General features: G+C 69.8%; 17 protein-coding genes and 2 pseudogenes. 13 read left to right on the plus strand and 6 right to left on the minus strand.

Annotation, left to right across the window (positions count from 1 at the left end; genetic code table 11):
- The first annotated feature begins 84 nt into the window (after positions 1–84).
- The 7 genes from IF29_RS0106375 (at position 85) to holA (ending at position 8,433) form a co-directional block, all read left to right on the plus strand.
- Positions 85–969, plus strand: a complete 885-nt coding sequence (locus IF29_RS0106375) for a TnsA-like heteromeric transposase endonuclease subunit (protein ID WP_232242042.1) — start codon at positions 85–87, stop codon at positions 967–969.
- A complete protein-coding gene (locus tag IF29_RS0106380) occupies positions 966–3,224 on the plus strand; it encodes a DDE-type integrase/transposase/recombinase (protein WP_030250766.1) in 2,259 nt (752 codons plus the stop codon). Before IF29_RS0106375 ends, IF29_RS0106380 begins: the two co-directional genes overlap by 4 nt.
- Positions 3,221–4,480: an AAA family ATPase gene (locus IF29_RS0106385; protein ID WP_030250768.1), complete on the plus strand. Its 1,260-nt coding sequence runs from the start codon at positions 3,221–3,223 to the stop codon at positions 4,478–4,480. The genes IF29_RS0106380 and IF29_RS0106385 overlap by 4 nt, the downstream gene beginning before the upstream one ends.
- Positions 4,481–4,489: 9 nt before the next feature.
- Positions 4,490–6,394, plus strand: coding sequence for a TniQ family protein (locus IF29_RS0106390; protein WP_030250771.1), 1,905 nt, complete (start codon positions 4,490–4,492; stop codon positions 6,392–6,394).
- A gap of 451 nt (positions 6,395–6,845) precedes the next feature.
- Positions 6,846–7,142, plus strand: a complete 297-nt coding sequence (locus IF29_RS0106395) for a ComEC/Rec2 family competence protein (RefSeq protein ID WP_030250773.1) — start codon at positions 6,846–6,848, stop codon at positions 7,140–7,142.
- Positions 7,132–7,413 (plus strand): hypothetical protein, encoded by a 282-nt coding sequence (locus tag IF29_RS0106400; protein ID WP_030250776.1) that lies wholly within the window; start codon positions 7,132–7,134, stop codon positions 7,411–7,413. Before IF29_RS0106395 ends, IF29_RS0106400 begins: the two co-directional genes overlap by 11 nt.
- A 36-nt stretch (positions 7,414–7,449) precedes the next feature.
- Positions 7,450–8,433: a DNA polymerase III subunit delta gene (gene holA, locus IF29_RS0106405; protein WP_030250779.1), complete on the plus strand. Its 984-nt coding sequence runs from the start codon at positions 7,450–7,452 to the stop codon at positions 8,431–8,433.
- 260 nt (positions 8,434–8,693) lie between these two features.
- Here the strand turns inward: holA and rpsT are convergent, their stop codons facing one another.
- Both rpsT and IF29_RS0106415 read right to left on the minus strand, forming a co-directional pair.
- Positions 8,694–8,960 (minus strand): 30S ribosomal protein S20, encoded by a 267-nt coding sequence (rpsT, locus tag IF29_RS0106410; protein WP_030250781.1) that lies wholly within the window; start codon positions 8,958–8,960, stop codon positions 8,694–8,696.
- Between the two features lie 142 nt (positions 8,961–9,102).
- The gene (locus IF29_RS0106415) at positions 9,103–9,411 is read right to left on the minus strand and encodes an antibiotic biosynthesis monooxygenase family protein (protein ID WP_030250784.1); all 309 of its coding nucleotides are present in this window, start codon (positions 9,409–9,411) and stop codon (positions 9,103–9,105) included.
- A gap of 60 nt (positions 9,412–9,471) precedes the next feature.
- Between IF29_RS0106415 and IF29_RS0106420 the strand changes: the two are divergent.
- Together IF29_RS0106420 and lepA are read left to right on the plus strand one after the other, a co-directional pair.
- Positions 9,472–9,864, plus strand: a pseudogene (locus IF29_RS0106420) (DoxX family protein); the annotation flags it as partial.
- Positions 9,865–10,039: 175 nt separating this feature from the next.
- Positions 10,040–11,911: a translation elongation factor 4 gene (gene lepA, locus IF29_RS0106425; RefSeq protein WP_030250787.1), complete on the plus strand. Its 1,872-nt coding sequence runs from the start codon at positions 10,040–10,042 to the stop codon at positions 11,909–11,911.
- 92 nt (positions 11,912–12,003) lie between these two features.
- Here the strand turns inward: lepA and IF29_RS0106430 are convergent, their stop codons facing one another.
- Positions 12,004–12,585 (minus strand): TIGR03086 family metal-binding protein, encoded by a 582-nt coding sequence (locus tag IF29_RS0106430; protein ID WP_030250789.1) that lies wholly within the window; start codon positions 12,583–12,585, stop codon positions 12,004–12,006.
- Positions 12,586–12,651: 66 nt separating this feature from the next.
- Here IF29_RS0106430 and IF29_RS48455 point away from each other — a divergent pair, with 66 nt between their 5' ends.
- Positions 12,652–13,482 carry a helix-turn-helix domain-containing protein gene (locus IF29_RS48455; RefSeq protein ID WP_051724954.1) on the plus strand — a complete coding sequence of 277 codons (831 nt, stop codon included), beginning with the start codon at positions 12,652–12,654 and terminating at the stop codon, positions 13,480–13,482.
- Positions 13,483–13,502: 20 nt separating this feature from the next.
- Here the strand turns inward: IF29_RS48455 and IF29_RS0106440 are convergent, their stop codons facing one another.
- The 3 genes from IF29_RS0106440 to IF29_RS0106450 all read right to left on the minus strand — a co-directional run bounded on the left by IF29_RS0106440 (position 13,503) and on the right by IF29_RS0106450 (position 16,716).
- A complete protein-coding gene (locus IF29_RS0106440; protein WP_051724955.1) occupies positions 13,503–14,249 on the minus strand; it encodes a FadR/GntR family transcriptional regulator in 747 nt (248 codons plus the stop codon).
- 89 nt (positions 14,250–14,338) lie between these two features.
- A complete protein-coding gene (locus IF29_RS0106445; RefSeq protein ID WP_030250796.1) occupies positions 14,339–15,916 on the minus strand; it encodes an amino acid permease in 1,578 nt (525 codons plus the stop codon).
- A gap of 140 nt (positions 15,917–16,056) precedes the next feature.
- Positions 16,057–16,716, minus strand: a complete 660-nt coding sequence (locus tag IF29_RS0106450) for a GntR family transcriptional regulator (RefSeq protein WP_030250799.1) — start codon at positions 16,714–16,716, stop codon at positions 16,057–16,059.
- Between the two features lie 107 nt (positions 16,717–16,823).
- On the opposite strand from IF29_RS0106450, the gene IF29_RS0106455 reads away from it, so the two are divergent.
- The 3 genes and pseudogenes from IF29_RS0106455 to IF29_RS0106470 all read left to right on the plus strand — a co-directional run bounded on the left by IF29_RS0106455 (position 16,824) and on the right by IF29_RS0106470 (position 21,858).
- Complete coding sequence (locus IF29_RS0106455; RefSeq protein ID WP_030250805.1) at positions 16,824–18,041, plus strand: sarcosine oxidase subunit beta family protein; 1,218 nt, start codon at positions 16,824–16,826, stop codon at positions 18,039–18,041.
- Positions 18,042–18,213: 172 nt separating this feature from the next.
- A pseudogene (locus IF29_RS0106465) lies at positions 18,214–21,332 on the plus strand (sarcosine oxidase subunit delta family protein).
- Entirely contained in the window at positions 21,322–21,858 is a 537-nt protein-coding gene (locus IF29_RS0106470; protein WP_198037320.1) for a sarcosine oxidase subunit gamma, read from the plus strand. Before IF29_RS0106465 ends, IF29_RS0106470 begins: the two are co-directional and overlap by 11 nt.
- Positions 21,859–21,874: the final 16 nt, after the last annotated feature.

Raw genomic sequence — 21,874 nt, forward strand, 5'->3', positions numbered from 1 at the left:
CACCCTATGCGAGTTTCGGCGCTTCTGGCATCTCTTTGATCAAATTGCTCCGTGCCTCTCGGCATGCCTGCGTTTGCTGTACCCATGAGGCAGATCAGCGTGGATGGGTCGGTCGGCCCGCGTGTCCATGAGGGAAGGGTGACCAGCCCGCTCTGGTCGGATGTATGCGGGTGGGAGGATCTGGCCCTTCTGTGTGATGACGAGGACCTGGCTGTCGGCCGGGCGATGCTGAACCTCGGTCAGGGCTGGTCAGAGCGATGGTGTGCGACGTGGAAGGTCGGCAAGGTGAAGCAGGCCGGCTCGGTCGCGGGGTTGAACGCGGTGTCGTTGACGGGCTGTGTCCCGTGGCGTGGCTTCGCCTGGCGCACGCAGCAGTCTCATAGGCCTGGGCTGGAGCCGATGCTGCCGACCGGGCGCCAGCACGCATTCGAGTCCCATCGTGAGGACCAGTTCGTTGTGATGGCGGACTTTGCGGGTGATGCGGACGAAATGCTCTCGCAGCCTTTCCTTCTGAATTTCGAGTCCAAGGAAGGGCCGCGCGAGCACATTCCCGATTTCCTGCTGGTATCCAGCCGTGAGCGGTGGCTTGTGGATATCCGTCCTGCAGGCCGGATGAGCGTCGATGACCTCATGAAGTTCGCGGCCACCTCCGAGGTCGCTCTCGCATTGGGATGGGGCTACGCGGTGGTTACCGGCTGGAGGCCGTTGACCTGGAGAAACATCGATCTGTTCTACTCCAGGCGGCGCCCGATGCAGGATCCGCTGGGATTGAAGCCGTTACTGCTGCAGGCGGCCCGGGCCGCGGCGGAACCGCTCACCTTCGGGCAGTTGGCGGCTGGTTTCGAGTTCCCGGCCCTGGCGAGACCGGTGATCTTGCACCTGCTCTGGCACCGGCGCTTGGCCGTCGACCTGACGGTGCCGTTCAAGGATGGAAGCGCCCTCCGGGTCGCGCGGGAGACAGCCCGGTGAGCGGGCAGGCAGCGGGATTCCTGGAACTGGTGGTCGGCGAGAACTTGATCCTGGACGACGAGGAATGGCAGGTGGACCTCGTCGAACCTCAGTTCGGCCGGGTGCTTTTGGCGTCCCGGACGGGGACTCGGCAGACGGTGTCGTTCCGCATGCTCGCCCACCACCCTCGCTGCCGGCGGTCGACGGTCTCGACTGCGTCGGGTCAGCATCTGCAGCCGAAGACAGAGAGTGATCTCAGCGTCCACCAAAGGAAGTTGCTGCGGATCAGGCGGGGTCACCTGCTGGAGGTCGAGACGGGATATCGCGACGGTGATCCCTTTCATCCGGGGCTGGGTGAGCCGCGGCCCCAGTACGATCCGGACTGCACCACGGTCACTCAGCGGCGCCGGGCGAAGGTTGCCGAGCTGCAGGCCCTTGATCCGGAACACGCGAAGGTGCTGGGCCTGTCGCATGTGAGCTACCGGACGCTGACGCGCTGGGAGTCCAAGCGGCGGGTCGATGTCACGATGGGATGCGCCGACGACCGCTGGACGCCCGCGTCGCGCGGGCATCCGAGCATCACGGAAGCGGTCCGCAAGGCGATCCTCGCCGTTCGGCAGGAGACGCTGCACCGATCGAAGATCAACATGAGAGCCCGAGTCGGACTCATCCACCAGTACGTTCTGGAGACGTTCGGCGAGGAGGCCCTCAAGGAGATCCCGAGCTACGGCACCCTGCGAGTGGTTTGGCAGGAGTGGTTCGGCACAGGTCGCGCGCGTCAGCGCTATGCCCGGTCCGCACTGCTGGAGACCACCGGTGAACACGTGATCCTGGAAAGACCCGGGCAGGTCGTCGCCCTGGACACCACGGTGCTACCGGTGATGCTGCGGGAGGCGGTCTTCGACGATCCGGTCACGGTCCACCTCACATTGGCCATGGACGTCTACACGCACTCGCTGGTCGGGTTTCGTCTGACGCTGGTCTCGGACACCTCGACCGATGTCGCGATGCTGCTGCGGGATCTGACGATGCCGTTGCCCATGCGGGCCAGCTGGGGCGAGGACATGGAATGGCCCTACCCCGGGGTCCCGGCCGCGTTGGTTGCGGAGTTCGCCGGGCATTCAGTGGCCGCGTTGCCGTTCTTCTCGCCAGAGACGGTCACCACCGATCACGGGAGTGTCTACCGCAGTCATCACCTCGTTCAGGTCCAGAACGTTCTCGGAGTGAGGGTGCTCCCGGCCCGGGTCTTGAGGCCGACCGACAAGCAGGCAGTCGAACGGGCCTTCGGCGCCGTCCGTTCGATGCTGTTCGAGTATCTGCCCGGCTACACCGGCGTCGACGCCTCCGACCGCGGCGCCGATGTCGAGGGCGACGCGGTCCTGACGGTCGAGCAGATGGAACAGCTGCTGGCGACCTGGATTGTCAAGGTGTGGCAGCGGCGGCGCTTGGGCGAACACGCCCCTTGCTGGGATCCGGTCGGCGATCACAGCCCGAACACGCTTTTCGCCGCGTCCATGGCTCAGGGCGGATGGGCTCTGGAGATTCCCTCACCGAGCCTCTACTATCAGCTGCTGCCCCGGCACCAGGTCCTCATCCAGGGCAAGCGCGGGGTGAAGATCCGCGGACTTTGGTATGACGGCAGGGCCCTGGACGCCTATCGGGCGGAGGAGGGTTCTGGGCGGGGCGGACGGCACAAGGACCGCTGGACGGTGCATCGTGACCCCCGCGACGCCCGGCTCGCGTTCTTTCAGGACCCGCGCACCCATGAGTGGCACGAGCTGCGGTGGACGGGCCTGCCGCCGGAGGACGAGATCCCCGCCTTCACGGACGCTCGGGTACGCGAGCTATTGACCGCGGCGAAGCAGGCCGGCCTCAAGCCCCGTTCGGACAGCGAGCTGCTGCCCCTGCTGCTGGAGTTGCTCGCTGCCTATGCCAAGGCAGAGCAATGGCCGGGGCAGCTGACCAAGGCCCAACGCAGCGAACGGGCCCGTGAGGCTGCCCAGGTGAAAGCGGCGGCGGCAGACCGACCAGCCGCCGGCACGGTCGGCGCCGCCGTCGGAAGCAGACCGGCTCGTCCGGTCCTGGTCGACGAGGCCGTGGACGCCGAACGCCGCACCCGCCGCGAGGCCACCGTGCTGCAACCGCCCAACGCACCGAGTCGACTGGGCGACGGATCGCGCCGCAGGGCCCACGCTCTGTTGGCCGTGGACGACATCGTCGCAGCGGACGCGGATTCGGCAGGCGACAACGAGGCAGACGGAGAGGACCGGCAGTGACCACCGAAACTAGGCCCTCGGCCAGCGGGTTTATCCTGCCGGGCGAGGTCCCCGACCGGGAGACCGCCGAGGGCTGGACGACGTGGAGGAAGACACGGCAGTCCTTCGTCCCCGCTCCCCGCATCACCTTTGCCCGCTACCAGGCGATGGGCAAGCGTGAACGGGCCCTTCACGACCTCCATCGCAGGGCGACGCACGCAAACCTGCCGCTGCAGGACACCCCGATGAGCCTGGTCGTGTCCGAGTTGCTGGAGACCCGGCTGCTGAACAACGCGATGAAGCAGAAGCCGACCACTCGGCCCGGCATCATGATCAACGGTGGTGGGAACCAGGGCAAGACCGAGACGGCCGTCGAGGCGGCAGCCGCCTTCGAGGACCTGTGGCTGGGACTTGAGGAATTCGTGGACGTCCCCGAACTGCCCGGCGCCCGCGACCTGCGGTCCACTGTCGCCTACGTCCAGACCCCTGTCACCGCGACACCGAAATCGACCTGCCAGGCCATCCTCGACTTTTTCGGCACTAGCGGCCGCAACATGACCCTGACCCAGCTTGTCCAGCAGGTCCGCGCGTCCTTGCGTGATCACCGCACCCGCGTCCTGATCCTTGATGATTGCACCCGGTTGCGCATGCACCGCAAGGATGACCAGGACACCCTCGACCTGATCAGAGCCCTGATGAGCATGCGCGTCACCCTGATCCTCATCGGTGTCGGTATCCCCGGTTCCGGCCTGCTCAGCGGTGGCTGGCAGAACCGGGAGACCGGCCAGTGGGAGTTTCCCGAACCAGGCCACCGGGACTGGAAGGACGATGCCTCCACCCAGACCGCGCGGCGGTTCGACCTCGTCGACCTGAAGCCGTTCACCTACGACACGCCCGCCGACATCGCCCACTTCGTCGACCACCTCACCGGCCTTGAAGGCCAGTTGCGGCTGTTCAAGGCTGGCGAAGGCATGCTGACGGGCGGCGGCATGCCCGAGTACTTCTACCGACGCACCGCCGGCGTGGTCGGCCTGATCGAGCGGTTGATCGAGGACGGGGCTTCGCTGGCCATGGACCTTGGCACCGAAGAGATCACCGAGGAACTGCTGGACCGCATCGTCATCCGCACGCGGCACCCCAAGCGGGACCGGGCCGCAGGGGAAGAGGGCGACGTCCCGCATGTTCCCCCGGCGAAAAGGAAGACCCAAGGCCCCAGGCCGCGCAACACCGTTTTCGACGACAAGGGTGTCCCCGAGATCACCGCCTCGGGAAAGTGAGCCGGCTTCATGCCCCCGCTGCGTCCCCTGGCCCGGAGCCTTGCCCCGCTGTCGGATGAGTCCCTGCCCGGACTCCTCCTTCGCCTGGCCTTCCGTCTGGGCACCTCGCCAGCAGAGCTGGCCGTCCGCACCGGACTTGCCGACCGTCCGCACCTAGCGGTGCTGCCGACGTCACTTCTGATCGGCCTCGACCGCGACCGGCGACACACCTTCGCGCAGATGGTTAAGGCCGAGGACGACGAGGTGGACGCCATGCTGCTGGACACTTTCAAAAGCCGCTACCCGCACGCGCAACCGTCCCCGAGCGGCCGCAACGGCCTGGCAAATCAGCAGCACCGCTGGCTCTTCATACACGCCACCCGATACTGCCCGCAGTGCCTGGCAGGTCAGAACAATCCACTGGAAAGAGCATTCGGCGGTCCCTGGAAGAGCACGTGGCGCCTCCCGCCCGTTTTCGCATGTCTGGAACACCGCCGCTTCCTGGAACACTCCTGCCCCGCATGCAACTCGCTGGTCCTCCACACCGCGACCCGCAGCGGCGTCCGGCACATGCCCCGCTGGCGCGACTGGGGTCTCCACCCAGCGCAATGCAGGGCATTCATGGACGGAGAATGCGGGCACCGTCTCGACCGGGGCTCCACCGCCTCCCGGAAGCTGCCGACCGACTACCGGAAGTTCCAGAGTTTTCTCCTCGATCTGCTGCGGGCTGACGGTCCCGCAACTGTTGAAGTTCTCGGGCACTCCACCTCACCGGCTCACTACTTCACCGATCTGAGAACGGCCTGCCACATTCTGCGGACTTCCTGGCCCAGATCCCGCTACCTCCTGGACAGCCAGGAACTCATGATGCTCTTGTCTGCGGGCCCCGCCGACAAGGAGGAGCTCTCGCGGTCAACGTTCGCCCGCGCCTCGAACGACATGCCGATCCTGGCGGCACAGCCGCACGCGGCTCTCCTTCTGGCGGCTGACCGACTACTGCGGCCGACCGGCCCGGATGCGTTCGCCGGCCACCTGCGGATCCTGCTCAACGAGCCGGACCTTCGCCCCTCCAGGGTCGGTTGGGCCCGGGCATTCCTCGATTCTCGCCCCCAGGTCTCCGAAGGCTTTCTCCAGGCGGTCTCGACAGTAATTGAGACATTTGCCAAGCCCTCCCTCGCACGGAGCCTGAAGAATCCGGTCCGCAGGACGCGCTTTCGCCCCGAGCACATTCCGCAGTTCTTGGAGGAAGACTGGTATCGAAGGTATTTCGCCCACATGGACGGTGTCGCGACCGTCCACCTCCGTCGCACGGCCGCACTTCGCCTCTGCCAGGCAGCTTCCGGCGGATCGATCCAGAAGGCCGCCGCCCGGCTGAGCCTCTTCCTAAGCAACCCGGCCGTGACAGCCCGGCTTGCCGATAGCCCGAAACGAGTTCACCGATGGGCACGGACGCGCCCCGACCCTCTCGAATTCGAATCCGCAATCCGAGATCTGGCAGCTGAGCTCGAGTCTCGCGACGAGTTGATCAACTACGAGCAGCGCAGAAGGATGCTGACGGCGTGGTCCATCGGGCCGCAGCCATGGGAAGTCATCGCCAGCCGCATCGCCGTCCCAGCGGGCGGTTACGCCCCCGGGGGAGGGTTCGCCATCGATCTCAGTGATCGGAAGCGAAACACCGCATCCGTCATACTCTGGTCCCTCGTGACCCAGGGCGAGCACGTCTTTGCCCCGACGCCGATCGGCGACCAGCAAGATCCAGAAACGCAGAGACAGTGGCGAATGGGCACCGATGCAGTCTGGTCACGCATCCAGCGTCGCATCACGAGACCCACCGACAATCAGCTGATCACGGCGCTTGACGAGTACGCCGCTTACCTGATCCCGATCATCGACCGCGGCACGACACCACCGATTGACGCCAGTCCCTGGACCTGAAGACCGGGGTGGTGCTGTTGAGCGCATATAGCCCACCTGTTGCCGATCATCAACCATGGCAGGGGGGCGCCCACGGAGATCAATTGATGAACTGACGCGATCAGAAAGCAAGCCCCGCGACCGTCGTCCTTCAGGAAGCACGTACTACTACGCCGTGGCTCGGGCGAACCCTTTTCAGCCACTATTGTCTCCAAGGCGACTTGAATTTTCGGATGAATTATGGCGCGCGTCCTAGTGCTGTCGAGTGATGCTGCAGCACAGCTGTGATAACTATGGCATGCGCGGCGGGATCTGAGGAGCGAAATGTCGCAACTCTCGCCGTTTCGCAGGCGATCAAGGAAGTGAGGCTGGGAGCCATCCGCCATACCAGCCCCTTCTTGGCTGCGCGTGGCGCAGATAGGAGACACGCTGGCTCGTCGAGACGCGCGGAAATGACAGTTCTCACTGAAAGGTGCCAACTCTCGCTGACATTCTCAACCTGGACGCCTACCCGGGCCTGCGCCACCTGGACGTGCTCAAGGTCGCGCACCACGGGTCGGCCAAACAGGACCCCGACCTGATCCGTGCCCTGGCCCCGCGTCTGGCCCTGATCTCCTGCGGCGCCGGCAACACCTACGGCCACCCGGCTCCGGTCACCCTCGCCCTGCTCCGTTCGCTCGGCGCCACCGTGCTGCGCACCGACCTGCAGGGCGACCTCGCGGTCCTGGACGACGGCGGCCGACTGTCCGTGGCGACGCATGAGCGATAATTCCGGCGTGCACAACGATCACGATCCCCTCGTCTTGGTCCTCCCCGACCGCGACGCCGCCGAGGCCGTCGCCGAGCGGCTGACCGAGGAGCACCCCGCACTGCCGGAGCCCGAGCTGCACCGCGAGGCACTGGCCGGGGAGGACGACGCCGAGGACGCCCAGTGGCTGGTCGTACTGCACCCGCCGCTGCCCGCCGGCCTGACCCCGGCGGACCTGGACGCGCTGGCCGCGGCCGAGGACGGCTGGCTGGAGGGCCACGAACCGGCATGAGCGGCGTTGTCGGTGCCTGCCACTAGGCTGACCCCGATGCCCAAGCAACCAACCGATGACCTGCTCGCTCCGCTGACGGTGGTGGTCGGCCAGGAGGAGCTGCTGCTCGACCGCGCCGTCGCGCAGACCACCGGCGCCGCCCGCCGGGCCGACCCGGACACGGACGTCCGGGACCTGCAGCCGGGCGGCCTGCAACCCGGCATGCTCAGCGAGCTCACCAGCCCGTCGCTGTTCTCCGAGCGCAAGGTGATCGTCGTCCGGGCCGCCCAGGACCTCGCCGCCGACACCGTCAAGGAGGTCAAGGCCTACCTGGACGACCCGGCGCCCGAGGTGATGCTGGTCCTGGTGCACGCCGGCGGGGCCAAGGGGAAGGGCCTGCTGGACGCGGCCAAGAAGGCCGGAGCCCGCGAGGTCGCCTGCCCCAAGCTGACCAAACCGGCCGAGAAGCTGGCCTTCGTCCGCGCCGAGTTCCGGGTGACCGGCCGCTCGGCCACCGAGGACGCCTGCAAGGCGCTGCTCGACGCGGTCGGCAGCGACCTGCGCGAGCTGGCCTCGGCCTGCAGCCAGTTGGCCGCCGACACCGAGGGCACCATCGACGAGACCGTGGTCGCCCGCTACTACACCGGCCGCGCCGAGTCCTCCGGCTTCCAGGTCGCCGACCTGGCCGTCACCGGCCGCACCGCCGAGGCCCTGGGCCAGCTCCGCTGGGCCCTGGCCGTGGGCGAGAAGCCCACCGGCATCGTCTTCGCGCTGGCCTCGGGCGTCCGCGCGATCGGCAGGGTCGCCACCGCGGACCGTGGGATGCGCCCCGGCGACCTGGCCCGCGAGCTGGGCATGCCGCCCTGGAAGATCGACCGGGTCCGCCAGCAGCTCCGCGGCTGGAGCGGCGACGGCGTGGCCGCCGCCCTGCGCGCCATCGCCGAAGCCGACGCCGCCGTCAAGGGCGGCTCCGGCGACCCCGCCTACGCCCTCGAACAGTGCGTCGTAGCCGTCTCCCACGCCGCCCGCTCCCAACGCTGAGCAGCGCACCGCTCCGAACAGCGCACCGCTCCGCGCAGCACAAGGGCCCCGCCTCGAAGAACGAGGCGGGGCCCTTGTGTCGTCTGAAGCCTTCAAACGGCACCGCACCCGCGTGGCGAACGCAGGCCGCGTGCGGTGCAGGGGGTCGTACGGAGTCCGGGTAGAGGGCCGGACGGTTTCCGTGCGACGGGGTCGGAACGGTGCGGTTGAGAGGGACCGCGCGGTCGTTCCGACCGGAACAGATCAGAGCAAGGAGCTTGTCAGCCCTGCAGAGCCGAGACCTTGGAGCTGAGCGCCGACTTCTTGTTGGCGGCCTGGTTCTTGTGGATGACGCCCTTGCTGGCGGCCTTGTCGAGCTTCTTGTTGGCCTCGCGGGTCAGCGCGGTGGCCTTCTCGAAGTCGCCCGCCTCCACGGCCTCACGGGCCTTGCGGATCGCGGTCTTCAGCGAGGACTTGACAGCCTTGTTGCGCTGACGAGCCTTCTCGTTGGTTTTGATGCGCTTGATCTGGGACTTGATGTTCGCCACGAAATAGCCTCAGTCTGATTGGTTGGTGGTACTGCGTCTTCTGTGGTGCTGTCATGTCCGTCGGTCACCCGCCCGGAGGGCATGGGGTACCGCAGACACGATGGCCCAGGCTATCAGCCGTCCCCGGCTCGGCCCAAACCGGTCAGTCCAGGCCCGGCACCGGCTCCCCGTAGTGCTCGACCAGCGGGAAGGGGTCGTAGTAGGGGTGCAGCAGCCGGCCCCACTCGGGGTACTCGGCGGAGCGGCGGAAGCCCTCGGTGTGGTCCTCCAGGCGCTCCCACTCCACCTGGAGCAGGAAGCGCGAACTGCGCCCCTCGTCCAGGCAGGGCAGCAGCCGCAGGGACAGGAAGCCGGGCTGGGCGGCGATCAGCGGGCGGGCCCGGCGGAAGTCGGCGAGGAACGCCTCCTCCCGGCCGGGGACGACGTCGAGCAGTGCGGATTCGAGGATCATGGGCCGGGATCATGCCGCACCCCTCCCGAAGCTACTACCGGGTATGCCAGTGTGGGCGCCATGAATCCCGCCCTCGGCCGGTTGCGCGACGCCACCACCGGCACCCGGTCCGCCCTGCTGCTCTCCGGCGTGCTCGCCGGTATGGGCACGCTGCACTTCGCCGTGCCCGGACCGTTCGACGCGATCGTCCCCAGGGTGCTGCCGGGCAGCCCCCGGCTGTGGACCAGGGCCAGCGGGGCGGCCGAGCTGGCCGTCGCCGCCGCGGTGGCGCTCCCGCAGACCCGCCGGGTGGGCGGCCTCGCCGCCGCCGGGCTGTTCGCCGCCGTCTATCCGGCCAATGTGCAGATGGCCTACGACTGGCGGAACGCCTCGAAGCTCAAGCGGGCCGTCGCCTTCGGCCGGCTGCCGTTCCAGGCGCCGCTGATCGGCTGGGCCCTCGCCGTCCGCAGCGGCGTCCCCGGCGTCCCCGGCGCACCGGGCGTCCCCGGTGGCCCCGGTGTGCTCCCGGCCGCCGGCCCGGGCCGGTCCCCGGCGGGGGCGCGCAGGAGCGCATGAGCGGCGAGGTCCCCGGTCATGGGACGATGGGGGCAATCGCTAGCCTCTCGCCACCGACACCATTGGATCCTGAGTGCCCGCCATCCCCGTCAACGTCCCGGAGCCCAGCCGCACCGACCCGGCGCTGATCCGCAACTTCTGCATCATCGCCCACATCGACCACGGCAAGTCCACGCTCGCCGACCGGATGCTGCAGATCACCGGCGTCGTCGACCCGCGGCAGATGCGTGCCCAGTACCTCGACCGGATGGACATCGAGCGCGAGCGCGGGATCACCATCAAGTCGCAGGCGGTGCGCCTCCCCTGGGCCCCGCACAGCGGTGAGCAGCAGGGCACCACGCACATCCTGAACATGATCGACACCCCGGGCCACGTGGACTTCACCTACGAGGTCTCCCGGTCGCTGGCGGCCTGCGAGGGCACCCTGCTGGTGGTGGACGCGGCCCAGGGCATCGAGGCGCAGACCCTCGCCAACCTCTACCTGGCGCTGGAGAACGACCTCACCATCATCCCGGTGCTCAACAAGATCGACCTGCCGGCCGCCCAGCCGGAGAAGTACGCCGAGGAGCTCGCCCGGATCATCGGCTGCGAGCCCGAGGACGTGCTGCTGGCCAGCGCCAAGACCGGTCTCGGCGTCGAGGCGATCCTGGACGAGGTCGTCAAGAAGGTCCCGGCCCCGGTCGGCGTCAAGGACGCCCCGGCCCGCGCGATGATCTTCGACTCGGTCTACGACACCTACCGCGGTGTGGTCACCTACGTCAGGGTCGTCGACGGCGAGCTCACCAAGCGCGAGCGCATCGCGATGATGTCCACCGGCGCCACCCACGAGCTGCTGGAGATCGGCGTCATCTCGCCGGAGCCCAAGGTCGCGGACGGCCTGGGCGTCGGCGAGGTCGGCTACATCATCACCGGGGTGAAGGACGTCCGGCAGTCCAAGGTGGGTGACACCATCACCTCGATGCACAAGGGTGCGACCGAGGCGCTGGGCGGCTACAAGGACCCGCGGCCGATGGTGTTCTCCGGCCTCTACCCGCTGGACGGCTCCGACTACCCGCTGCTCCGGGACGCGCTGGACAAGCTGCGGCTCAACGACGCCGCGCTGGTCTACGAGCCGGAGACGTCGGTGGCACTGGGCTTCGGCTACCGCTGCGGCTTCCTCGGCCTGCTGCACCTGGAGATCATCCGGGAGCGGCTGGAGCGCGAGTTCAACCTGGACCTGATCTCCACCGCGCCCAACGTGGTCTACCGGGTGGTGATGGAGGACGGCAGCGAGATCACCGTCACCAACCCCAGCGAGTTCCCCGGCGGCAAGATCACCGAGGTCAACGAGCCGGTGGTGCGCGGCACCATCCTGGCGCCCAACGAGTTCGTCGGCGCGATCATGGAGCTGTGCCAGGCCCGGCGCGGCAATCTGCAGGGCATGGACTACCTCTCCGAGGACCGGGTGGAGCTGCGCTACACCCTCCCCCTCGCCGAGATCGTGTTCGACTTCTTCGACCAGCTGAAGTCCAAGACCCGCGGCTACGGCTCCTTCGACTACGAGCCGATCGGCGAGCAGTCGGCGGACCTGGTGAAGGTCGACATCCTGCTGCACGGCGACGCGGTGGACGCCTTCTCCGCGGTGGTGCACAAGGACAAGGCCTACAACTACGGCGTGATGATGGCCGGGAAGCTGCAGAAGCTGATCCCGCGTCAGCAGTTCGAGGTGCCGATCCAGGCCGCCATCGGCTCGCGGGTGATCGCCCGTGAGACGGTCCGCGCCATCCGCAAGGACGTCCTCGCCAAGTGCTACGGCGGTGACATCTCCCGGAAGCGGAAGCTGCTGGAGAAGCAGAAGGAGGGCAAGAAGCGGATGAAGATGGTCGGCCGGGTCGAGGTCCCGCAGGAGGCCTTCATCGCGGCGCTGTCGACGGACGCCGACGCCCCCTCCGAGAAGAAGAAGTAGCAGGACAGAACGGCAGAACACGAACGTCGGGCGCCCTCCGGAAGCATGCTTCCGGAAGCCGCCCGACGTCGTCCTCCCCCGTCCGGTCCGCGCTACGCCGCGCTCCAGTGCGGGTCGCGGCCGGAGAGCGCGAGGGCGCGGTCGAACATGGTCATGTCGGGCTCGGTCGGCCTGGCCTCGGCGAAGCCCTCGTACTGCCGGTACATCCCGGCGTACTCCTCCACCAGGCCGAGGACGGCGGCGTCCACCGTGCCCGGGATCCGGAACTCCTGGCCGGTGGCCACGGCCAGTTCCCAGCCGTGCAGCACCAGTTCGAGCAGGATCATGCCCGCGACGGCGGCGGCCGGCATCGAGGAGTCGCCCATCTTGACCTCGCCCTCCCAGACGGCCGGATCCGACCAGGCGGCCAGGGCCCGGTCCAACTGCTGGGCGTAGGCGTCCGCCCAACCGGGCTCGGCGGTGAAGTCGCGCTGCTGCCAGTCGTCGGGGACGGACTCGCCACGGGCGCGGAGTTCGAAGTTGTAGGAGGTCCAGAGCACCAGATGGTTGGTAAGGGTCCTGACATCCCATTCAGTGTCCGGAGTGGGGTCGGCGAGCTGGTCGGCGGTGACACCGCGGGCGATCCTGGCGGCCTCGTCGGCGGCGGCGGTGAGCTGGGGAAGAAGATTCGTCATGCGGTCCACGCTAGGCGGGCCCGGTTCCGCTGTCTTGAAGAAACGCGACAGCTAGGCTGGTCCCCGATGACCGGCACGGACGCGGACGGCACGCCCGACGGGGCCGGGTCCGCCATCGAGCGGGCCCGCGGAGTGCTGCGCCCGAAGCGCGCGGCGGCCCACTCCGTCCTGACGACGTTCCCGCCGACGCCGGCGCTGGAACCGTTCGTGGAGTTCCACTGGCACGTCCGCTGGGATCTGCGCGGGCAGCCCCCGTACGACCAGAAGGTGCTGTCCCACCCCAATGTGCACCTGGTGTTCGAGGAGCCGGTGGCGGCGGTGTACGGGGTGGACCGCGGGCTGTTCGTGCGGCGGCTGGAAGGGCGCGGCCAGGCGCTCGGGGTGAAGTTCCGGCCCGGCGGCTTCCGGCCGTTCTGGGGACGCCCGGTCCAGGAGCTGTCCGACCGGGTGGTGCCAGCGGACCGGCTCTTCGGTCCGGTCGTGCAGGAGACCAACCGGCGGCTGCTGGCCCTGGAGGACCCGGCCGGGACGGCCGCCCTGGCGGAGGCCTTCCTGCTGCCGCTCCTGCCCGAACCGGATCCGCAGACGGCCGAGGTGGCCGCCATGGTCGAGACCGCGGGCCGCGACCGCGACCTGGTCCGGGTCGAGCAGCTGGCCGACCGCTGCGGGGTCTCGGTCCGCACCCTGCAGCGGCTGTTCGCCGAGTACGTGGGCGCAAGCCCGAAATGGGTGCTGCGCCGGGCCAGACTGCACGAGGCCGCGCAGCGGGCGGAGTCCGGCTCCGTCGACTGGGCCGCGCTGGCCGCCGACCTCGGGTACGCCGACCAGTCCCACCTCAGCCGCGACTTCACCGCGGTGGTCGGCCTGCCGCCGACGAGGTACGCCCAGCGGAGCTGAGGCGGCCGTTCCGACCGGGACTACCCGTCTGCCAGCAGGGCGAGGTGGCGGTCGATCAGCCTCCGGGTCTCCTCCTCCTGGTGACCCACCGCCAGGCTCTGCGCCGCGGCGCCGTCCTTGGCCTCGACCGCGTCCAGGATGGCCACCTGCCGTTCGTCGACCCGCTTGCGCGCCGTGACGGTCTCCGCCGCGGCCCACCGCAGCGGGGCGAACTCGCCCTGGAGCTGCACCAGCTGGACGGTCAGCCGGGGCGAGCGGGCCGCCACGCCGAGGTGGATCCGGAAGCGGCTGTAGCTGCGGCGGCAGGCGCCGAGATCGTCGGTCACCACGGCGGTGCGGAACCGGGCCGCATGGCTGCGCAGCTCGTCGAGGTCCTGCTCGCAGGCCCGGGCGGCGGCCAGCCGGGCCGCCGCCCCCAGCACGGCCGCGCAGTGGTCGCCGAGGTCGCGCAGCTCCTCGCCGGTCCGGGCGCGCAGCTGGTCGGTCAGTGACTCCGCGGAGACGGCGGCGGAGCCGTCGATGACGCTGCCGCCGTTGCGCCCGGCCCTGGTCCGGATCACCCCGCGCTGCCGCAGGATGGTCAGCGCCTGGCGCAGGCTGCCGGTGGAGACGCCGAGTTGGGACGCCAGCTCGCCCTCGGGCGGCAGCCGCTGGCCATGCACCAGCAGGCCGATGGAGACGGCCGTCTCCAGCTGCTGGACGACGAGCTCGGCACGGGCCGCCGTCTCCGACCCGGGGAGCCTGAGGAACGCCGAGAGGTCGGACACCGCACCCTTTCCCTGGTGTGCCCCTCCGGCCGGGTCGCTCTCGGACCGGCCGGAGGGGTGGAGCTCAGGCTCCGATGGTAACCAGTGGATCACCCGGTGACGGTGTCCAGGTCAGTGGGGGAGTCGATGGTCTGCCTGGGCCCGGTGAAGGTCTTCTTCACCGACAGGTGCCAGGCCGCCCAGAGCAGGATCAGCGCGCCGCCCACGACCAGCGGGGTGTAGTTGACGTACTTCCAGCTGAAGCCGGAGTTGCCGGGCATCCCACCGGGCGAGGTGGGCAGTACCGCGATCACCGTGGTGACGGCGATCTCGGCGAGGGCCAGTACGCAGAGCCACTTGTACTTGGCCCCGAGGGTCCAGCCGCCCGGCTTGAAGGCGTCGCCGGCCCGCCAGCGCAGGAAGATCGGGATGGCGAAGGAGAGGTAGAGGCCGACCACGCCGATGGAGATGATGGCGTTGAAGGCGACCGGGACCGGGGCGCCGTTGATGTCCACGGTGACCAGCGCGGGCAGGGTCAGCAGCACGGCCAGCACCGCGACCGCCAGCATGCCGTAGACCGGCACCTGCTTGCTGGTCAGCTTGGTCCAGTAGCGGGCGCCGGGCACCGCGCCGTCCCGGCTGAACGCGTACAGCATCCGGGTGATGCTGGTCATGCAGGCGACGGCGCAGAAGAACTGGCCGACCGAGGAGACCAGCAGCACGAAGCCGGCCCAGTTGGGGCTGAGCGCCTGGGTGAGCACGGTGGCGACGCCGCCGCCGGCCGCGGTCACCTTGGCCGGGTCCTGCACCGCGAAGAGGAAGCTGAGCATCAGCACCCAGCCGCCGATGGCGGAGTAGAGGATCGACTTCCAGATGCCCTTGGCCGCGGAGTCGGCCGCGCCGACGGTCTCCTCGGAGAGGTGGCAGGAGGCATCGTAGCCGGTGATGGTGTACTGCGGCAGGATCGCGGCCAGCGGCAGGACGTAGAAGAGGAAGCCGAGGCCGCTGGTGTGGCCGCCGAAGAAGCCGGTGTTGTTGACGGTGTGGGTGAACACCGCGGCGACGCTCTGGTGGTGGTGCGGGAGGGCCAGCAGGATGACGATGATCACGGCGACGCCGGCCACGTGCCACCACACCGAGATGTTGTTCAGCAGCGCCAGCAGGTGGCTGGAGAAGATGCTGATCAGCGCGACCGCGGCGAGCACACCGAGGAAGATCAGGAAGACCCGGTCCAGCGAGTAGTGCGAGGCCCAACTGCTGCTGAAGGTACCGATGGTGGAGTCGATGAAGGTCGCGCACCCGTAGGAGACGGAGGCGGTGATCGCCAGCAGCCCGATGAAGTCCAGCCAGCCGGTGTAGTAGCTGGCCTTGACGCTGCCGAGCTTCGCCGACCAGAAGTACATGCCGCCCGAGGTCGGGTAGGCCGATACCAGCTCGGACATGCACACCCCGATGACCAGGATGAACGCCGAGACCAGCGGCCAGCCCCAGGCGATGGCCACCGGGCCGCCGCTGTTCCAGCCGACGAAGAAGCTGGTGAAGCAGCCGCTGAGGATGGAGATGACGGAGAAGGAGATGGCGAAGTTCGAGAAGCCGGACCAGGAGCGGTTCAGCTCCGGCTTGTAACCGAGTTCGGCGAGCTGTCTGTCGTCGTCCTGAGTGAGCGAGTCGTGGCTGGAAGTGGCCATGGTTGGTCCTCGTGGCGGAGTCGGGGCATGACGGTGGATCAACCGACGGGGCGGGCCCGGGTTCGTGGTGCGTTAAGGTATAAGGTTAGACCTTTTGATGACAAGACTTTTTGCCGAGGCGTTTCCAGTGGGTTTCCCGCTCAGAGGACGGCGCGGATCGCGATCTCGAAACCGGTGACGTGGTCGGTCGCACACGCCGCGGCGCGCTCGGCGTCGCCGTCGATGACCGCGCTCAGCAGCTCGCTGTGTTCGCCGACGTGCCCGGCCAGCCCGGGGAGCCGGCCCAGGAACAGGCACCAGATCCGGGTCGCCAGATTGTCGTAGCCGACGAGGGTGGACTCCAGGTACGGGTTGCCGGTGGCGGCGTAGACGGCTCGGTGCAGCCGCAGGTCCAGGCGCATCAACTCGAGCGGGGTGGTGGACGGTTGGCCGCTCCGCTCGGCGACCAGATCGGCCAGCCCGGCGAGCAGCTCCCGGTCCGCGGCGGTCGACCTGCGGGCCGCGGCGGCCGCCGCCAGCGGCTCCAACTGCCGCCGTACCTCCGAGACATGGCCCAGATCGGTGAGGTGCACCTCGGTCGCGAAGGTGCCGCGACGGGGGTAGGCCACGACCAGGCGGTCCGCCTCCAGCCGCTTCAGCGCCTCCCGGACGGGGGTCCGGCCGACGCCCAGCTCCCGCGCCAACTGCTCGTCGTTGAGCGGCGATCCGGGGCGGATCTGCAGGGTCACCAGCTGGTCGGTGAGGGTCCGGTAGGCCTGCTCGGCCAGTGAGGGGGCGGCCGTGGCGCTGCTGACGGGCATGGCTCGGCGTCCTTCCCTCGACTCCTTGACGCTGCTGCGACGGGGGACCTACGGTAGCGCAGCAACTGGTATATCAGTCGTCGCATGCAGGGATTCCAAGGAGTCGCATGACGCCGGTCAACGTTGAGCATCCGGACTTCCTCTGGCGCAACCCCGATCCCGCTCCCGGCTACGACGTGGTGGTCGTCGGCGGCGGCGGCCACGGCCTGGCGACCGCCTACTACCTCGCCCGCAACCACGGCATCCGCCGGGTCGCGGTGCTGGAGAAGGGCTGGCTGGCCGGCGGCAACATGGCGCGCAACACCACGATCATCCGCTCCAACTACCTCTGGGACGAGAGCGCGGCGATCTACGAGCACGCGCTCAAGCTCTGGGAGGGGCTGGAGGAGGACCTCGGCTATCCGCTGCTGTTCAGCCAGCGCGGGGTGCTCAACCTGGCCCACACCCTGCAGGACGTCAGGGAGACCCGGCGGCGGGTGTACGCCAACCAGCTCAACGGCGTCGACGCCGAGTGGCTGGAGCCGGAGCAGGTCGCCGAGGTCTGCCCGATCGTCAACACCTCGCCGGACGTGCGGCATCCGGTGCTCGGCGCGACCTACCAGCCACGCGCCGGTATCGCCAAGCACGACTACGTCGCCTGGGGCTTCGCCCGCCGCGCGGACGAGTACGGGATCGACCTGATCCAGGACTGCGAGGTCACCGGACTGGACATCCGCGGCGGGCGGATCGTCGGGGTGGACACCACCCGGGGCCGGATCGCGACCGGGAAGGTCGCGCTGGCGGCGGCGGGCCACACCTCGGTGCTGGCCGCAATGGCGGGGCTGCGGCTGCCGCTGCAGAGCCATCCGCTCCAGGCCCTGGTCTCCGAGCTGCTGGAGCCGGTCCACCCCACCGTGGTGATGTCCAACGCGGTGCATGTCTACGTCTCCCAGGCGCACAAGGGCGAACTGGTCATGGGCGCCGGCATCGACAGCCAGAACGGCTACGGCCAGCGCGGCTCCTTCCACATCATCGAGCGGCAGATGGCGGCGGCGCTGGAGCTGTTCCCGGTCTTCGCCCGGGCGCACCTGCTGCGCAGCTGGGCCGGGATCGTGGACACCACGCCGGACGCCTCGCCGATCGTCGGGCTCACGCCCGTGGCCGGCCTCTACCTCAACTGCGGGTGGGGGACCGGCGGGTTCAAGGCCACCCCGGGGGTCGGCTGGTGCTTCGCACACACCGTCGCCCATGACCGACCGCACCCCTACAACGCACCGTTCACCCTGGAACGCTTCACCAGCGGGGCACTGGTCGACGAGCACGGGGCGGCTGCTGTGGCCCACTAGGCGGGGTCCCTCGGCTGCGGACCGTAGCGGGCTGGGCGCGCAGTTCCCCGCGCCCCTGGGGGTCTGCAACTGGCCCGGTTGCGCAACCTCAGGGGCGCGGGGAACTGCGCGACAAGCCAGGCAGCTCCCGCACCCGAAATCCGAACACCCTCCGCGCGACAGGAGACAACGTATGCAGCTCATCCCCTGCCCCTGGTGCGGTCCGCGCGAGGAGGCCGAGTACCACTACGGCGGCCAGGCCCATATCGCCTACCCCGAGGACCCGCAGGGCCTGACCGACGAGCAGTGGGCGCAGTACGTCTTCTTCCGGGACAACCCTAAGGGCCCGTTCGCCGAGCGCTGGCTGCACAACGCCGGCTGCCGCCGCTGGTTCAACGCGGTCCGCGACACCGCCACGCACCGACTGCTGGCCGTGTACCGCAGCGGCGAGCCGCGTCCGGAGGTGTCGAGCCGATGAGCGCACCCTTCCGCCTGCCCGGCCGCGGACTGGTCGACCGGGGCACCGAGCTGGAGTTCCGCTTCGACGGCCGCTCGTACACCGGCCATCCCGGCGACACCCTGGCCTCGGCCCTGCTCGCCAACGGCGTGCACCGGGTGGCCACCGGCATCGAGTACGGCCGTCCGCGCGGCATCGTCTCGGCCGGTGTCGAGGAACCCTCGGCCCTGGTGCAGATCGAGGCGCCGTTCCCGGAACCGATGCTGCAGGCCACCACGGTGGAGCTGTACTCCGGACTGGTGGCGCGCGGTCTGGCCGGACGCGGCCGGCTCGCCCCCGGCCCCGATCCGGCGCGCTACGACGCGGTGCACGCCCACTGCGATCTGCTGGTGGTCGGCGCCGGCCCGGCCGGGCTGACAGCCGCGCTGGCCGGAGCGCGGGACGGACAGCGGGTGGTGCTGCTCGACGACCAGCCGCAGCCGGGCGGATCGCTGCTCGGCAGCGCCGAGACGGTGGACGGCCGGCCGGGCCCGGAGTGGGCCGCCGGGGCTGCCGCCGAGCTGGCCGGCCACCCCGATGTGCGGGTGCTCGGCCGGACCACGGCCTTCGGCTGCTACGACGACGGCTTCGTGCTGGCCCTGGAGCGGCGGACCGACCACCTGGGAGCCGCTGCCCCGGCGGGGATGTCCCGGCAGCGGGTCTGGCGGCTGCGGGCCGGGCGCATCGTGCTGGCCACAGGGGCGCACGAGCGTCCGCTGGTGTTCGCGGACAACGACCGTCCTGGGATCATGCTGGCCGGTGCGGCCCGCACCTATCTGCACCGCTACGGCGTGCTGGCGGGGCGTCAGGTGGTGGTGTGCACCACCGACGACAGCGCCTACCGGGCGGCGGTCGACCTCGCCGACGCCGGGGCGACCGTCGCGGCCGTGGTCGACGCCCGTCCGCGGGTGCCGGAGGCGTGGGCGGAGGAGTGCGCCCGGCGCGGCATCGAGGTGCGCGCCGGGGAGGTGGTGACCGGCACCAGCGGATCGGAGCGGATCACCCGCGCGCACACCGTGCCGTACGCGGGCGGGCAGCTGAACGGCCTGCGCCGGGGCATCGACTGCGACCTGCTGCTGGTCTCCGGCGGCTGGAACCCGGTGGCGCACCTGTACAGCCATGCGCGGGGCGCACTGCGCTACGACCCGGCGCGCGGAGCCTTCCTCCCCGACGGCGAGCTGCCGGGGATCCGGGTGGCCGGCTCCGCCCGGGGCTGCGTCACCCTCGCGGAGTGCCTGGCCGACGGCGCCCGGACGGTGGGTCAACTGCCGCCACCGGCAACCGAACCCGTGCCGGAGCCCACCCCGGGACTGGTGCTCTGGTCGGTGCCCGACCCGTCCGAGCAGGACGGCGGCGCCCCCCGTCCCCGCTTCGTCGACCTCCAGCGCGACGCCACCGTCGCCGACGTGCTGCGGGCCACCGGGGCCGGGCTGCGCTCGGTGGAGCACGTCAAGCGCTACACCACCATCGGCACCGCCCACGACCAGGGCCGTACCTCGGGCGTGATCGCCTCCGGCATCGTCGCCGAGGCCCTCGGGGTGGACATCGCCGCGCTGGGCACCACCACCTTCCGCCCGCCCTACACACCGGTGTCCTTCGCGGCGCTGGCCGGACGGGACCGCGGCGCGCTCTTCGACCCGGTCCGGGTGACCCCGCTGCACGGCTGGCACACCGCCCACGGCGCCGAGTTCGAGAACGTCGGACAGTGGAAGCGCCCCCGCTACTACCCGCTCGCGGGGGAGTCCATGGAGGCGGCCGTACTGCGCGAGTGCCGCGCGGCCCGGGGGTCGGTGGCGCTGATGGACGGCTCCACCCTGGGGAAGATCAACGTCCAGGGCCCTGACGCCGGCGAACTGCTGGACCGCGTCTACACCAATCTGATGAGCACGCTGAAGCCGGGATCGGCCCGCTACGGCGTGATGTGCGGCGTCGACGGCATGGTGCTGGACGACGGCACCGTGATCCGGGTGGCCGAGCAGGAGTTCCTGCTCACCACGACCACCGGCAACGCCGCTACGGTGCTGGACTGGATGGAGGAGTGGCTCCAGACCGAGTGGCCGGACCTCAGGGTCACCCTGACCTCGGTCACCGACCACTGGGTGACCGTCCCGCTGGTGGGTCCGGCCTCGCGGGCGGTGCTGGCCGCCGTCGCCCCCGACCTGGACGTCTCCAACGCCGCCTTCCCCTTCATGACCTGGCGCGACGCCACGGTGGCGGGGGTGCCGGCCCGGATCTGCCGGATCAGCTTCTCCGGCGAGCTGGCCTACGAGGTCAACGTCCGCGGCTGGGAGGGGCTGCGGGTCTGGGAGGCGCTGCTCGCCGCCGGGGAGCCGTACGGGATCACCCCCTACGGCACCGAGACCATGCACGTGCTGCGCGCCGAGAAGGGCTACCCCATCATCGGCCAGGACACCGACGGCACGGTCACCCCGCAGGACCTGGGCCTGGGCTGGGCGGTGTCGAAGAAGAAGCCCGACTTCCTCGGCAAGCGCTCCTTCACCCGCGCGGAGAACCTGCGCACCGACCGCAAGCAGTTGGTCGGCCTGCTGCCGGAGGACCCTGACCTGCTGCTGCCCGAGGGCGCCCAGCTGATCAGTGGCGCGACGCTGCCGGCGCCGCCCGTGCCCATGCACGGCCATGTCACCTCCAGCTACCGCAGCGCGGCGCTCGGGCGCACCTTCGCCCTGGCCCTGGTCAAGGCCGGCCGCGAGTGCATCGGCGACACCATCCATGTCCCGCTGGAGGACGGCGTCCACCCGGTGCTGATCACCGATCCGGTGCTCTACGACAAGGAAGGAGCCCGTCGTGACGGCTGAGACTGCTGAGACGGCAACCGACGTGGCAGTGGCGGAAGTTCCGCGGCTCACCCAGCTCTCGCTGCGCCTGGACCCGGACGGGCCCGCGGCCGCCTCGGTGGCGAAGCTCCTCGGCACCGGACTGCCGACCACGCCGTGCATCTGGGTCCAGGCGGGTCCGGTGGACCTGCTGTGGCTGGGCCCCGACGAGTGGCTGCTGCTCGCCGCCCCGGACGCGGACGGCCTCCGGCCCGCTTTGGTGCAGGCCATCGCCCCCGACTTCGGGACGGTCACCGACGTCTCCGCCCAGCGCACCGCCTTCGACCTCACCGGCCCGGACGTCCGCGAGGTCCTGGCCCGGGGCTGCGCCATCGACCTGCATCCGAGGGCCGCCCCCGTCGGCACCTGTGTGCAGACCCTGCTGGCGCAGGCCGGGGTGGTGCTGACGGTCCGTGCGACGGAGCCGCCGGCGGTCCGGCTGCTGGTGCGCTCGTCCTACGCCCCCTACCTGCTGTCCTGGCTCGGCGACGCGGTGTCCGGGCGGTGACGCGCGGGGGCCCGGC

Origin of the sequence: Streptacidiphilus jeojiense (assembly GCF_000719095.1) — a bacterium.
GTDB lineage: Bacteria > Actinomycetota > Actinomycetes > Streptomycetales > Streptomycetaceae > Streptacidiphilus > Streptacidiphilus jeojiensis.

Coding starts and splice junctions, on each gene's coding strand:
- IF29_RS0106375 (WP_232242042.1), top strand. CDS start 85: ATGAGGCAGATCAGCGTGGATGGGTCGGTCGGCCCGCGTGTCCATGAG.
- IF29_RS0106390 (WP_030250771.1), top strand. CDS start 4,490: ATGCCCCCGCTGCGTCCCCTGGCCCGGAGCCTTGCCCCGCTGTCGGAT.
- IF29_RS0106400 (WP_030250776.1), top strand. CDS start 7,132: ATGAGCGATAATTCCGGCGTGCACAACGATCACGATCCCCTCGTCTTG.
- holA (WP_030250779.1), top strand. CDS start 7,450: ATGCCCAAGCAACCAACCGATGACCTGCTCGCTCCGCTGACGGTGGTG.
- IF29_RS0106415 (WP_030250784.1), bottom strand. CDS start 9,411: ATGATCCTCGAATCCGCACTGCTCGACGTCGTCCCCGGCCGGGAGGAG.
- IF29_RS0106430 (WP_030250789.1), bottom strand. CDS start 12,585: ATGACGAATCTTCTTCCCCAGCTCACCGCCGCCGCCGACGAGGCCGCC.
- IF29_RS48455 (WP_051724954.1), top strand. CDS start 12,652: ATGACCGGCACGGACGCGGACGGCACGCCCGACGGGGCCGGGTCCGCC.
- IF29_RS0106445 (WP_030250796.1), bottom strand. CDS start 15,916: ATGGCCACTTCCAGCCACGACTCGCTCACTCAGGACGACGACAGACAG.
- IF29_RS0106450 (WP_030250799.1), bottom strand. CDS start 16,716: ATGCCCGTCAGCAGCGCCACGGCCGCCCCCTCACTGGCCGAGCAGGCC.
- IF29_RS0106455 (WP_030250805.1), top strand. CDS start 16,824: ATGACGCCGGTCAACGTTGAGCATCCGGACTTCCTCTGGCGCAACCCC.